General features: G+C 40.2%; 13 protein-coding genes. 1 reads left to right on the forward strand and 12 read right to left on the reverse strand.

Going from position 1 to position 13,675, the window contains the following annotated elements:
- Positions 1-139 precede the first annotated feature (139 nt).
- The 9 genes from EYW48_RS15160 to EYW48_RS15200 all read right to left on the reverse strand — a co-directional run bounded on the left by EYW48_RS15160 (position 140) and on the right by EYW48_RS15200 (position 9,776).
- On the reverse strand, positions 140-1,459 hold the full coding sequence (locus tag EYW48_RS15160; RefSeq protein WP_172532737.1) for an O-antigen ligase: 1,320 nt from the start codon (positions 1,457-1,459) through the stop codon (positions 140-142).
- 75 nt (positions 1,460-1,534) lie between these two features.
- The gene (locus tag EYW48_RS15165; RefSeq protein ID WP_274699873.1) at positions 1,535-2,149 is read right to left on the reverse strand and encodes a hypothetical protein; all 615 of its coding nucleotides are present in this window, start codon (positions 2,147-2,149) and stop codon (positions 1,535-1,537) included.
- Between the two features lie 113 nt (positions 2,150-2,262).
- Positions 2,263-2,715, reverse strand: coding sequence for a VanZ family protein (locus EYW48_RS15170; RefSeq protein ID WP_261919140.1), 453 nt, complete (start codon positions 2,713-2,715; stop codon positions 2,263-2,265).
- Positions 2,712-3,419 (reverse strand): VpsP family polysaccharide biosynthesis protein, encoded by a 708-nt coding sequence (locus tag EYW48_RS15175; RefSeq protein WP_261919141.1) that lies wholly within the window; start codon positions 3,417-3,419, stop codon positions 2,712-2,714. The genes EYW48_RS15170 and EYW48_RS15175 overlap by 4 nt, the downstream gene beginning before the upstream one ends.
- Positions 3,419-5,620, reverse strand: coding sequence for an exopolysaccharide regulatory tyrosine autokinase VpsO (vpsO, locus tag EYW48_RS15180; protein ID WP_277432633.1), 2,202 nt, complete (start codon positions 5,618-5,620; stop codon positions 3,419-3,421). The genes EYW48_RS15175 and vpsO overlap by 1 nt, the downstream gene beginning before the upstream one ends.
- Before the next feature lie 13 nt (positions 5,621-5,633).
- Positions 5,634-6,152: an exopolysaccharide export protein VpsN gene (gene vpsN, locus EYW48_RS15185; protein WP_277432634.1), complete on the reverse strand. Its 519-nt coding sequence runs from the start codon at positions 6,150-6,152 to the stop codon at positions 5,634-5,636.
- A 6-nt stretch (positions 6,153-6,158) separates the two neighbouring features.
- On the reverse strand, positions 6,159-7,286 hold the full coding sequence (locus tag EYW48_RS15190) for an outer membrane beta-barrel protein (RefSeq protein ID WP_277432635.1): 1,128 nt from the start codon (positions 7,284-7,286) through the stop codon (positions 6,159-6,161).
- 82 nt (positions 7,287-7,368) lie between these two features.
- Entirely contained in the window at positions 7,369-8,763 is a 1,395-nt protein-coding gene (vpsL, locus tag EYW48_RS15195) for an exopolysaccharide biosynthesis glycosyltransferase VpsL (RefSeq protein ID WP_172532742.1), read from the reverse strand.
- A 413-nt stretch (positions 8,764-9,176) separates the two neighbouring features.
- Entirely contained in the window at positions 9,177-9,776 is a 600-nt protein-coding gene (locus EYW48_RS15200; protein ID WP_053310456.1) for a YitT family protein, read from the reverse strand.
- A 345-nt stretch (positions 9,777-10,121) separates the two neighbouring features.
- On the opposite strand from EYW48_RS15200, the gene glyA reads away from it, so the two are divergent.
- Positions 10,122-11,372 carry a serine hydroxymethyltransferase gene (gene glyA, locus EYW48_RS15205; RefSeq protein ID WP_053310283.1) on the forward strand — a complete coding sequence of 417 codons (1,251 nt, stop codon included), beginning with the start codon at positions 10,122-10,124 and terminating at the stop codon, positions 11,370-11,372.
- 111 nt (positions 11,373-11,483) lie between these two features.
- On the opposite strand, the gene EYW48_RS15210 is transcribed toward glyA, so the two are convergent.
- The 3 genes from EYW48_RS15210 to lipB form a co-directional block, all read right to left on the reverse strand.
- Positions 11,484-11,810 carry a hypothetical protein gene (locus tag EYW48_RS15210; RefSeq protein ID WP_053310282.1) on the reverse strand — a complete coding sequence of 109 codons (327 nt, stop codon included), beginning with the start codon at positions 11,808-11,810 and terminating at the stop codon, positions 11,484-11,486.
- A gap of 160 nt (positions 11,811-11,970) precedes the next feature.
- The gene (gene lipA, locus EYW48_RS15215) at positions 11,971-12,939 is read right to left on the reverse strand and encodes a lipoyl synthase (protein WP_053310281.1); all 969 of its coding nucleotides are present in this window, start codon (positions 12,937-12,939) and stop codon (positions 11,971-11,973) included.
- A 5-nt stretch (positions 12,940-12,944) separates the two neighbouring features.
- On the reverse strand, positions 12,945-13,598 hold the full coding sequence (lipB, locus tag EYW48_RS15220) for a lipoyl(octanoyl) transferase LipB (RefSeq protein ID WP_053310280.1): 654 nt from the start codon (positions 13,596-13,598) through the stop codon (positions 12,945-12,947).
- Positions 13,599-13,675 lie beyond the last annotated feature (77 nt).

The following is a 13,675-nucleotide window of genomic DNA, read 5'->3' on the forward strand; positions in this document are numbered from 1 at the left end:
ACTCTACGATTACATGGTCAAATGTATGAAAGAACTGGCAAAGCCAGAGCCTGATATTAACTCTCTTCTGCCTTGGAACGTCTCACACTGAAATTAAAACGCCCCGTGGGATTATGGGGCGCATACGCACGCCCTAGTATTACGTTTTATGTTCTTTACGATCTACCCTATTTGGAATTGAGTTCGCCCAATGGCCCATCAGCAAGCAAAGTAGAAAATATAAAGTGTTAGCTGGTGCTTGAAGTGGAAAATCAACACTCATATGAATCGTCATACCAATAATAGCCATCAACGATGACAAGCCAATCCCACGCATCAATTTACTGCGACGCTTCTTAAATGCGTGGAAGGCTTGTTTGCCAGAGACTAAAATCATCAACAATAAGATGGTTGAGGCAACAAAACCATATTCAAATACAAATTGGATATAATCATTATGGGCATGATCATAAAACAGCTTTACATCACCTTGGTTATAGGCAGGAAACGTTGAATAAAATGTGCCTGCCCCATATCCCGTCAGTGGACGTTCTTGGATAGCAACGAGTGAATATCTGATAACATCATCTCGTGACTCACTTTCTAAGCTAGTTTCAACGAGGCGTTGCTTCACTTTTTCTAAACCAAACCAATTGCTTACAATAAAAGTATCAATAAGAAATAAGCTGATTATTAATACATATACACTTCTAGGTTTTGGTTTGTAGAAGAATAAAAGCAAAATGGATCCCAATGTCAATGCTATAAAAAAGGCAATATTGCCCATTCTTGAACGCGTTAGTACTAATGCAATAACCATAATAACAAGGCCTAAACGAACGAAAGCTTTATCCGAAAGTAATACGGCAAAAAACTGTTTTATCATGTTTCGTAATCCCGTTTTGTTTGAATCACTTAACTGGGCAATGAGAAGGCCAAAGCCAATACAAAGATTGAGCATAAGAAAGTTGGCTAAGTGGTTGTGATAAACAAAGCTCCCTGAAGCTCGAGTGCCCAAAGGTAGATTGAATATGGGCGAATGCTCTAGGTGGAGTAAAAGTACTACACCAGCATAAAAGCCTTGGCATATACCACTGGCCACCATGACGGTAGCTAGTAATTTCAGCTTGTTACGCGTATCGATTAATACAGATGCAACTAAGCATAACTGTAGATAGTGAAGAGACTTTAGTGCGGAGACAAAAACCAAGCCGGAATCTTGAGTCAGATTGAGTGACTGTATGCTTTGAATTAAAGACCAGAGCGTTATTGCCATGATCGGCATAATCACCCATTTGGTTCTTTTGAGCGACGTTTTCCAATGTTCAGGTGAATAAATACAGAGGCATAAGATAAGTAACAAAGCGCCCCATACTTCATTGAATGACCACGCGATAGGGCGATTACTGCCTAGAGGTATAGGAAGCCAAAAGACAAAAATTAAAAATAAAGGGAATGTTATCTTTTCAATTAGGCGCATGTTATTGATATCGAATAGAGAAGGGCAGGAATAGTTATATTCCTGCCCTTGGATAAAAAAGAGATGACGAACGTTTTAATTAAGTGATGCAGTACCGCCACCGCTACCACTGCCAGTACCTAAGGTTGTGGTGTTTCCTGGTGTTGTCGTTACTGGAGGTGGAGTACCCGGTAGGGTTGATGGGGTACCTGCTGCTGTCGGTTCGGTAATGGTTGCCGGATCGGCTCCGCCAGATAAGGCTGCAATAATGACATCCGTTGATTGCATCGTTTCTGTTCCGATAACGGCATCAACAATCGCTTGAGCTGACTCTGGCGATTGACTTACTGCAAGTTGGACAACCTCTGAACGTAGGTTTGCTGGAGCGTTTTTTACTAGAATTGCAGTGAGCTCAGCAACTTGATCGCTTGGAATATTGGCAAAAACAGCATTGAAAATATCTAAAGATAGCTCTGGGTGTAAAGTAGAGGCAACATCTGCCATCTCTAAAATCATATTAGGACATAACTTCATTAAAGCTTGTAACGAAGTAACTGCACTGTCTGCTTGAGCTAAGCTAGCTTTAATTGTGTCCATTGCGATTTCATGATTTTTATATAACGAACAGCTCGCTTCTGTTACTGCATATACATTTGAGCTACCCACTAAGGCTGCAAAAGTAGTCCATAATATCCATAGTGTTTTTTTCATTTTAGATTCCTGAAGAGCCTACAATTATTGTCGTGAAATTATAAGTTAAGTCGGTAACTAGGTGATATCACTCTAGCGATAAATAACTGAATTATTCTCATTTTTAAGGCATGTTAATGACTGGTATGGCACGAATTGGTGAATGATTTTCTCTTGGTTTTCATTGATTGATATTTATCTGTTAAGTAGCTCATAACTGCCGCAATAAATATACCGAGCAAACTTGAGCCTAGATCGAATAATGAAAAGGTTCTAGTGTCGGAAAATATCTGCAAACCTTCATCAATCATGCAGCATGCAGATACGATCGAAATAGCCAAGTAAATACTGTTTTTTATTTCCAGCGAGGCCGAGATTACTCTTATCAAAATAAGGGTTAGCAACAGTGCAAAGGTAAAATGTAGATAGATGTCTCCACCAATAAAATTTTCCAACAGCAATGGGATTTCTACATGGTAATGAAACGTTTTTAACAGTGATAACGCAACTGTGCAAAGCGAAAGGATAGTAAACATTGCAAAGGTAACAGGGCGCTGAATAATGTAATGTTTTAAGCTGAGATTCACTTTAACACCTTTTTACAGAGATTGACTTTGCCATCATACCCTCTTGGGTTGTAGATAATAGCGGCACAAGCAAATTTCAATAGTCCGCTTGATTGTAGATAACGGTACATCTCCCCTTGGCTTTTGGGATGGGTTAGTGCCCTTGCAATATGTTCAATGATTATGGATCTTCGTTGAGGCGTGAATTGCTGCCAGTTTTCGAGTCCCACTTGTGCAATCTTGCTATTGACGGTTGGGATAAATGGTCCATATTGATTAGCATTGTCAAAATACAAGTTAATATTTTCCCCTTGCAATTGCGTTTCTACAGACAACAAGTCGGCCCAAGTATCAGGCCAGTTCTGTCTTAGCGATGCACTTTTCAAGTAGGCTTTTTTCGCTTGTTGCAGAATGCCTATTTGGTCTTCTGTTGTGCTCAAATAGGCTTCCCATTCTAATGTTTTACCTAACAAATTGTAATAATGAGGATGACTCGAATGGTAGTCGATAGCCTCTAATATAGTTTGTTTGGTTTCATTAATCACATTAGGTGTGACATCTTGAGGGTGTTTTACCCAACGTTCGATATTTTTTTCTGTCGCAACAGCGTAGATAGAAGCTGAACCGAAACAGAAGGCCAGATATAGAGTAACTAATGCACAAAGCCCAACACTCCATTGAAGTATTGGGGCTGTGATTATATTTTTATTTACGAAGGCTACCATTATGGTTTTTCAGAACCGTAATACGAGTGGTACTGCTGATATCCGCTATAATGGGACGCTTTTTTGATGTTTAATTTATTTAAGACCACGCCATCAATTCTCGCGCCTTGCTGAGTCAGTCGTCCAACCACATCACGAACTATTTTCGTGCGAGTCTGTGCTGCATTGATAACCAGGATCGTTGAATCAACATATTGAGATAGCATGAATGCATCACTTACAGCAAGACATGGGGGAGTATCGATAACTATTCGAGTGTAGCTTGTCTTTAATTCTTCCAGCAAGGATACAAATCGCGATGATGAGAGTAATTCCAACGGATTGTCCGTCAGTACCCCTGCGGTCAGGATGTCTAATCCTGATTCTTCATCAGTATGAATACAGTCATCCAAGGTATGAGTACCTGTCAGCAGGTTGGTTATTCCTGGCTGGGAACCTGAAACTCCGAAGCGATGGGCTACCGATGGCTTGCGTAAGTCACAATCAATAAGCAGTGTTTTTTCCATTTGTGATAATGAAAAAGCAAGGTTAATGCTTGAGGTTGTCTTCCCTTCTTCAGGCAGCGATGACGTGACCATTACGACATGGTGATCTTTGTTGGTGTTAGCCAGTAAATAACCAGTTCGAATGGTCCTAATCGCTTCCGTTAACTCTCTGTGGTTACTATCAAAGTAGGCCCTTGGCTTTAATTGGCCGCGAGTCTTTATCGCTGGAACAATACCCAATAAACTGAGCGATAATAGTTTCTCAACCTGTTTAATATCGACAAATGTATCGTTAACCGCATCAGCAATGAAGGCCACCACGCAAGCAAAACCAAAAGAAGCAATGAAAGCCAAGATTACGATTAACTTTCTATTCGGCTTGCTAGGAGCAAGTGGTGGATTAGCAAAGTCAGTAAATCTGGCAATCGTTGCATTAAAATCGCTTGATGCACTGGTCTCTTTTTGGCGACTTAAGAATAAGTCAAATAGCTCGCGGTTGGTTTGAACCTCACGTTTTAATTCTGAATATTTGGCATTTTTTACGGTTAGAGTTTGAAAATCTAATTTTCTTTTCTCCAATTCCTTATGTAAAGAACGCTCAGCTTGCTTGGCTGCTTGCAATTCGTTGCTAATACCATTCAACAGCTGTTTAAGTTCTGAATTTAAGTTACGTTTGACCGAGTTTAGTTCGGCTTGAGCCGATTTTAATTTCGGGTGTTTTGGGCCGTAACGTTTTGACAGTTCAGACACTTTTCTTTCTGCTTGTACTTCAGCCAGTTTTACATCTCTGATCGTTGGGTGATTCGAGATTTCAGGAATCGAGGCGAGAGATGATAAATCATCCTTGCGGCTATAAGTTTGTGCGACGAGGTAAAGTGTTTCTGCGGCCACGCGGCGATCGCGAGTTTTATTCAGTTGAGAGGTGAGTTCTTCAAGCTCTTGCGAAGCTAACCCCTCAACGCCTTGAATATCAACTAATCCTTCTGCTTTAAGAAAGTCTTGCAACTGAGCTTCAGACACTCTGAGTTTTTCACGCAGTTCACCCATACGACTGTTCAGCCAACTATTTGCTTTTAATTCAACTTCAAGTTTAGCTTCAATGTGACTATCCATAAAAACTCGGCCAATTTCGTTAGCAATTTGAGCTGATAATTTAGGGTCTTTACTGGTATAAAAGATAGTAACAAGCTGAGTTTTTCGTATAGGGCTAATTTCGAGCCCTCGTTTAAATTTAGCTAAAACTAAGCGGCTGTTACGATAGTTTTGCTCTTCTTCTGAAGCTTCTACAGGCTCTTTTTTAAAAGCTTTAAGAGCCGGAAACCATTCAAAAATACTCGCCAAACTAAGGGTTGGTTTTTTTTGTGCGGAAGGATCAAATTCCGGATGCTGGGAAAGATTTAGTCGGTTGATAACTTCTTCTGCAATTCGGTCAGATTTTAGAATTTCAATTTGAGTTAAGTAATACTCTTGGCTCTTGGTATCTAAGCCATAGACATCTTCTATTGATACGGCTTTCGCCTGCTTAGATTCAATGAGCAATGATGCTCTAGCCGTATATTGTGAAGGGATCGACAATACTATGAGCACTGCGATTGCGGTCACCATGATAGAGAAAAGCAAAATACGCCATTTGTAGTTGAGCAGAATATTAAAGTACTGACGAATATCAATGATCTCATCTGAGTTCAATTGACGATTATTTATAGAGTTTTCCATACAACTACATTACCTAAAAAAAGCTTTCTTCAATGGTGAGAATGTCACCTGGCTGAATTTTATGAAGCAAAGTTACCTTGACCGGTTTGGCACTAGGGTCATCACTTGACGATATATATATATTGGTCTTTGAAGCTCGCTCGGTAAAACCACCAGCAATTGTAATGGCTTTATTTACGGTGAGACCTGGGTGGTATGGATAGCTCCCGGACTTATCAACTTCCCCATTGATAAAATATGGGCGATACTCGATCACACTGACAAATACATTCGGGTTAACGAGATAATCTTCAAGTAAACCATCGTGTATAGCGGTTTTCACCTCTTCAATGGTTTTTCCTTTTAGCTTAATTCTGCCCAAAAAAGGATAGTCTATGTTACCACTGTCACTGACACGGGTTTCCATAGACAGCTCTGGCTCGTCATAAACCTGGATCTTAATCTGGTCGCCGACACCGAGTTTGTATAGGTTCTCATTGGCCAATGTTGACAAAGAGAAACAGCTTAAAATAATGGCTAAGAAGTACTTCATTATAAGTTACATCACACCTTCAATAGCAAAGTAGTAAATATTTTGATCATAGCTAAATTGGTTGATGTTTGAATCTTTTGATTCAAGACCATAACCAAGCTTGAACGTTAACCAACGACGAAAATCATAATTAAAGGATAACGTTACATTGGTTGTATCATCTTTACGTGATGAGCCTGTGTAATCTTCGCTGAGTAATGAGACGTCAGCTTTAGTTGAGATGATCTTACTCCAATTGTGTGACCAATTAATATCGTAGATTTTTGTATCAATAGCATCACCCACACCGTCAGGGTCCGTTGAACGACGGTTTGTTTTAAGTTGTACAGCAGAATAAGATTTAACGAGATAAGTCAGATCGATATCCCATGAAAATGAATCAAAATCTTCTCTTTCTGCTGAATCAAAGTTTTTATGTTGTGCACCAATTTTTGCATTGCCTCGCAATTTACCCGTTGCATCCCAGGATGCACCGACATAAGCAAAGTAATGTTTGCTATCTCTTTGGGTCGAATTAGGAGCAACAAGATCATAGTTTCTGTCGTTGGCAATAAATTGGATCAATAGCGATGTTTTAGGTAAGGCCTTGTAGTAAAAGGCGGTGTTGAAACGAAGTTCATCCCAGTCTTGATACTGTGTTCTATTCTTATTATTTTTGTAATCTAAATCACCCCAACCAATATTGGTTTCCACTCTGCCTTTTGCTTCTATACCACCATAACCGTAACCAAGGTTAAGGTTATTGCTGTTGTATTTGTTGTACAGCAGATCCAGGGTTTCATCGTTATCACCGCGGCTTTCATGAGTTAATGCTAATGAATAGTTTAGGTTTAATCGGTGCTTAGAATTAAGCTCCCAATCGCTAGATAAATCAAAAAAGTGATCGGTGAAATCATCTTTACTTGAACTGAAAAAATCACCTCTTTGAAGCCTATAAGAGATGATATGCTTTTGTCCAACAGGTTCAAAAGCAACGGTCACACCAGGTTCCAATACTAAATAATGAGAACTTTCGAGGTCATTATCAGCTTTTGCTAGGTTGTCGTTATAGCCCGTTGATGCGTTCAAAAAAGGTATAATTGCAATCCCAGAATCTGTAACGATAGGATTGGGTTCTGGTTTTGCGTAAGCCATGGTAGCTGTTAAAAATGTCAGGCTAAAGAAAGCAGCCTTTTTAAAATTATAATTTTTCATGTGAATGCACTGAGTCCATTTTTTAGTAAGCGTTTTTGCCGACAAATCCTTTAAATACGGTTAGGAATACAATTTTGATATCCAACCATAAAGACCAACGGTGTATATAGTCCAAATCGAATTGAACCCGTTTTTCCATTTTATCCACAGTATCTGTCTCTCCACGCCAGCCGTTGATCTGAGCCCATCCGGTAATCCCAGGTTTGACTTTGTGTCGCAACATGTATCGATTGACTATGGTTCGATATTCTTCGTTGTGCGCAACTGCATGCGGACGAGGACCAACTATCGACATTCTTCCTTGAAGAACATTAATGAATTGTGGAAGTTCATCTAGCGAGGTTTTACGAATAAAAGCACCAAACGGTGTTACTCGGGGATCATTCTTGGTGGCTTGCGTGACTTTATTGCCATTATCCATTGCTCGCATGCTTCTAAACTTCCATACTTTTATGGGTTTACCATCGAGCCCATAACGCAGTTGTTTAAAGATAATAGGACCAGGTGAGCTGAGTTTAACGCCAATGGCAACGGCAATAAGAACAGGGCTTATTAACGTCAAAATAATACTGCTGAGTACCAGATCTTCAAACCGTTTTAGCCAGGTAACCAAACCATTAAAAGGCGTATCGAAAATACTAAAAGCATTAACTTCGCCGATGGTGTACCAGCGAGAATGAAGTAAATTGAAGGTAAAGAAGTCTGGGACGATATAGGTATTAACGGTGCTATCTGAAAACGCTTCTAAAATGGTGCTGATTCTCTGCTGAGCTTGCATTGGCAAAGCAATATATACATTTTTTACTTTGCCATCTTTCGCCAATGCTAATGCATCATTAACTTTGCCTAAAACAGGAATATCTCCATCTAAACGGGCTGTTTCTCTATCATCATAAAATCCGGTCATCTTTATCCCTAATTCAGGATTCTTAATTAGATTTTTTGATAATTCTAAACCTTGGGGTGTCATGCCTATGATGACGGCTTTGGTGGTATGGAACCCTTGTTTGTGTAAATAGTAAATGACGGCGAATGCTAACGAACGCCACACAATCAGCAATATGAATGATCCGACAAACCAAAATCCTAAAATTAAACGAGAAAACTCATTACCAGTTTTAGTGAAGTAGCCAACTAATGTCAGACAACCAACCGTAGCCGCCCAACAAAAAGAGGTGTGTAAGGCTAAATCTCGAAGTTTAGCTGTGCGCCATCCACTATAAATACCTAAGCTTTCAGCAATAAAGGAATAAAAAAGTACTCCTAAAAGACTCACTGAGACGTATGACATAGTGACAATATGTGAGTGAAACTTTAGCGTAATATACATGGTGATCAGTATTACTAGGCAATCTATCAAACGATAGAAAAATTTACCTTGATAGTTAGTAATACGGATCCTTCCTTTTTCACCCATAACAGGAGCTCCTACAAGCAACTTAATTAAAGCCAGAAATAATAATTATGTTAAGTGGAGCATTCTCATATTAAGCGTGTATGACTTCAACCTGTCCTAGTGCTTCAAAAATAAGACACTATGCATATTATTTGGTTTTTCGTTCTGTAAAAGGTGAGGTGATGATTTAAATAACAAAAAACTAGTACTTAAGTTTATTTTTTATTGATTTTGTTATTATTAATAATGATGAAGGAGGATTGCTTTATATCTAGTTTGAAGTTTATGTAATATTAGTGCTTTCTAATTTCGCGTTACTTAATGAAGCGTAATTTTTAATCAATTTGAAGTTTTATAAAGAAAAGGAGTACGTTATTTGCTGAATGTAATTACTTTCAAAGAAGGAAAAGGCTTTAAACCTTTTCCTAGATCAATTACCCGTAAGTAACGCTATAACGTGTCGGTTTATGGTTCATCGCTAACACTAGGTTTAGTGCAACCGCTCCCAATACAGAGATAGCAATAGTAGTCGGTGAGACGAAAAAGAAAGAGGCAAACAAGATAGCGCAGTCAATAGTCAACTGGCTCTTACCAACTGAGATACCGAATTTATCTTGGATAAATAAGCAAAGAACATTGAAGCCGCCAAGGCTCGAACGGTGGCGAAATAAAATAAGCATGCCTAATCCCATTAATAGTCCGCCCGCTATTGCGCAATAGATGTCATTGACACTATCAAGAGAAATAACCAGATACAGATGGTCGGCAAAAATAGAAACTAACGCACCGGAAACCGCGCTATTTATTGCAAAGCGTTTGCCAAAGCGTTGCCATGCGAGAAGATAAAACGGACTGTTGGCGATGAAATACAAGATTCCAAAAGAAGCTGGGACAAACTGGCTTAATAACAGTGCTAAGCCGGTAGTGCCGCCTGTCAGTAAATGAGCCGACTGCAAAAAGAAGATACCTTGTGCGACTAGAAATGTACCCGTTAAAATGGCAATCCAATCTTCTTTGCGTGTGTGTTTTTCCATCAAAAATAAATTTAAATAGTCCAAAGTGGCATGCATAGTAAAGAAAAGTCGATCTTTTCGGTAGCTAGAGAGCAAAAATTGAGGTAAACCTATGTAATTGCCGTTTTACAGGGTGTAAAGCTAAAAGTTGACGTTTGCTGGTTATCATGAAAAATCGAGCACGTAACATGAGAAACCTCGTTAGTCATTATGAGAAAACTGCATAATAATTTCTGCAATTTGTTCTTTATGACCCAGATCAAATTATGTAGAATGTGCGCCATATTACGGTGACGAAAACGTTTGCTTTTGGTCGTTGTGTGGTTTTTTTGAAACATTCAGTCAAATCTGAGTCAGGAGATACAGATGCTTAAGCGTGATATGAACATCGCAGATTACGATGCGGACTTGTTCGCAGCTATTCAAGAAGAAACTCTTCGTCAGGAAGAACACATCGAACTTATCGCTTCAGAAAACTACACAAGCCCACGTGTAATGGAAGCTCAAGGTTCTCAGCTAACCAATAAATATGCAGAAGGTTATCCTGGCAAGCGTTACTACGGTGGTTGCGAGTTCGTTGATAAAGTGGAAACGTTAGCGATCGAACGTGCATGTGAATTGTTCGGCGCTGAATACGCAAACGTACAGCCTCACTCTGGTTCTCAAGCGAATAACGCGGTTTACATGGCACTGCTTAATGCTGGTGATACCGTTTTGGGTATGAGCTTGGCTCACGGTGGTCACTTAACTCACGGTTCTCCGGTAAACTTCTCTGGTAAGCTTTACAACATTATTCCTTACGGTATCGATGAGAATGGCCAGATCGATTATGAAGAAATGGAAGCATTAGCGGTTGAGCATAAGCCAAAAATGATCATCGGTGGTTTTTCTGCTTACTCACAAATTTGTGATTGGAAACGTATGCGCGAAATCGCGGATAAAGTTGATGCTTACCTTTTTGTTGATATGGCGCACGTTGCAGGCCTAATTGCAGCGGGTGTTTATCCTAACCCAGTACCACACGCACATGTCGTAACGACAACCACGCATAAAACGCTTGCGGGTCCTCGCGGTGGTTTAATTCTTTCAAATGCGGGTGAAGATCTGTACAAGAAATTAAATTCAGCAGTATTTCCAGGTGGTCAAGGTGGCCCATTGATGCACGTTATCGCTGGTAAAGCGGTTGCATTCAAAGAAGCGTTGGAACCTGAATTTAAAGAGTACCAAACACGTGTTGTGGCTAACGCAAAAGCGATGGTAGCGGAGTTTCTTGCTCGTGGTTACAACATTGTATCAGGTTCAACGGAAAACCATCTTTTCCTTGTTGATTTGATTGATAAAGATATCACAGGTAAAGATGCAGATGCTGCGTTAGGTGCTGCCAACATTACAGTCAACAAAAACTCAGTGCCAAATGATCCTCGTAGCCCATTCGTAACATCGGGTATCCGTGTTGGTTCTCCTTCAATTACTCGCCGTGGTTTCACCGAAGCGGATGCAAAAGCGTTAGCTGGTTGGATGTGTGACATCCTTGATAACATGGGCGATGAGTCTGTTATTGAAGCGACTAAAGCGAAAGTACTTGAGATTTGTAAGCGTCTGCCTGTTTACGCGTAAATTTTTTTAGTACTAAAAGCAAAAGCTCCCAAATGATGGGAGCTTTTTTATTTAAGGGATAAAAAGATCAACTGGCGTCGAGATCCCTATCGTGATTATTCATTTATATTGCTACTTAGCAATGCTCAATAGTGTTCCTGACTTGCATTGAAATGAGTAATACTTAGTGCTTTCATTGAATTTGCCAAGACCTTCACCATCACAATATTCAATGTTGATATTACGCATGGTATCCAGTGTTTTTTCACTATTAAGCGCAAATTTAGAACCATCGGCACAAACGATACGTACGCGACCATCATCACTTACCGAATAGATACTAACTTCAGTATTACAAAGCTCAAAAGATGCTTCACGATAGTTATCCTGTTGTGTATTGGATGCACAACCGGCAGTTAATGCGGCAGCAATAAGCGCCAATGTACTGATCGTTTTCATTTGGATTATCCTTAGCTTTGTTATTGTACTTATATAATCCATAAGCCTATAGAACCTCAGCTCAATATTCAAGTTTCTGATATTTTCGTTAAGACAAACAAAAGCCGATATATAGGTATCGGCTTTATCGGCTATCGATTTTACTTATCAAACAGAAGATTTATTTTACTTCCAGTCCTTTCGCTTGCATGTCGGCGTGATAAGACGAGCGAACGAATGGGCCGCAAGCTGCATGAGTAAATCCAAGCTCTAATGCAATTTCTTTGAGTTCATCAAATTCTGATGGTGGAACATAACGTTCCACAGGTAAATGATGTCGACTTGGCGCTAAATATTGGCCAAGTGTAAGCATGGTGACTCCATGCGCTCGCAAGTCTTTGAGTACTTCTACGATCTCTTCTTTAGTTTCGCCCAGCCCCATCATCAGTCCTGATTTCGTTGGAATGCTAGGGTGCTGCTCTTTGAATTTCTTTAGGAGTTCCAGTGACCATTTATAGTTCGCACCCGGACGAGCCTTACGATAAAGGCGAGGAGCTGTTTCTAAATTGTGGTTAAAAACATCGGGTGGGTTGTCTTTTAGTAAATCTAAAGCAACGTCCATGCGCCCACGAAAATCAGGGACGAGCGTCTCGATACGAATCTCGGGGTTTAATGCTCGGATTTCGCGATTACAGTCAGCGAAGTGTTGAGCACCTCCATCACGTAGATCATCGCGGTCAACGGAAGTAATCACGACATACTTCAATTTCATGTCTTTAATGGTTTGCGCCAATTTTGCAGGCTCATCATTTTCAGGTGCATTTGGGCGACCGTGGGCAACATCACAAAATGGGCAACGACGGGTACAAATTGCCCCTAAAATCATGAAGGTTGCTGTACCGTGGTTGAAGCATTCGGCAAGATTCGGACAAGAAGCCTCTTCACACACTGAGTGAAGGTTATTTTTGCGCATCGCTGACTTTATGTCTTGAATGCGTTGGCTATCCGAAGGCAGTTTTATTTTCATCCATTCCGGTTTGCGCAGTACTTCTTTTTGTTCGACAGCTGGCATGTTTTTAACAGGAATTAGTGCCATTTTATCAGCGTCACGGTATTTAACGCCTTTTTCCATTTGGATTGGTTTGCTCATGCTTTTTACCTATGAAGAGGTGCTTCTGTGCTGATTTCTACTTGCTCGTAACCAAGTAACGTAACGAGTTCTTTTATTATTTGTTTCTCTATCACTTCTAGATCGGAAGGTCCACCAAGCTCACTGACTTGTATCATTTCCATCCCTTGATAACCACAAGGATTAATGCGTAGAAATGGAGATAAGTCCATGTTGACATTCAGGGCCAAACCGTGAAATGAACAACCTTTACGTATCCTCAAGCCAAGGGAGCATATTTTTTTTCCATCGACGTAAACACCAGGGGCATCCGGCCGAGCGGCTGAGTTAATATTGTATGTTTGGAGTGTATTGATGACGATATTTTCAATGTTGGTGACGAGATCGCGCACACCTAACTTTTTTCTACGTAAATCGATAAGAAAATAAGCGACTAACTGACCAGGGCCATGGTAAGTCACTTGCCCCCCTCGGTCGCTTTGCACGACAGGTATGTCGCCCGTATTCAGTAGATGTTCAGCTTTACCTGCTTGCCCTTGAGTAAATACGGGGCAATGCTCGACAAGCCAGAGTTGATCTGGCGTGGTTTCATCCCTTGTGTCGGTAAACTCGTGCATCGCTTGCCATACTGGCTGATAATCTTGCCGACCGAGTCGTTTTACAACAAGCTGGTTAAACATCAACAACACTCATCATCACTATATAAATAAAGTTTTTGGATTATAAACTTCTTCCGGCCAATGGACTACCGATTGGG

This window comes from Vibrio sp. 1180_3, assembly GCF_029478545.1.
Classification (GTDB): domain Bacteria; phylum Pseudomonadota; class Gammaproteobacteria; order Enterobacterales; family Vibrionaceae; genus Vibrio; species Vibrio aestuarianus.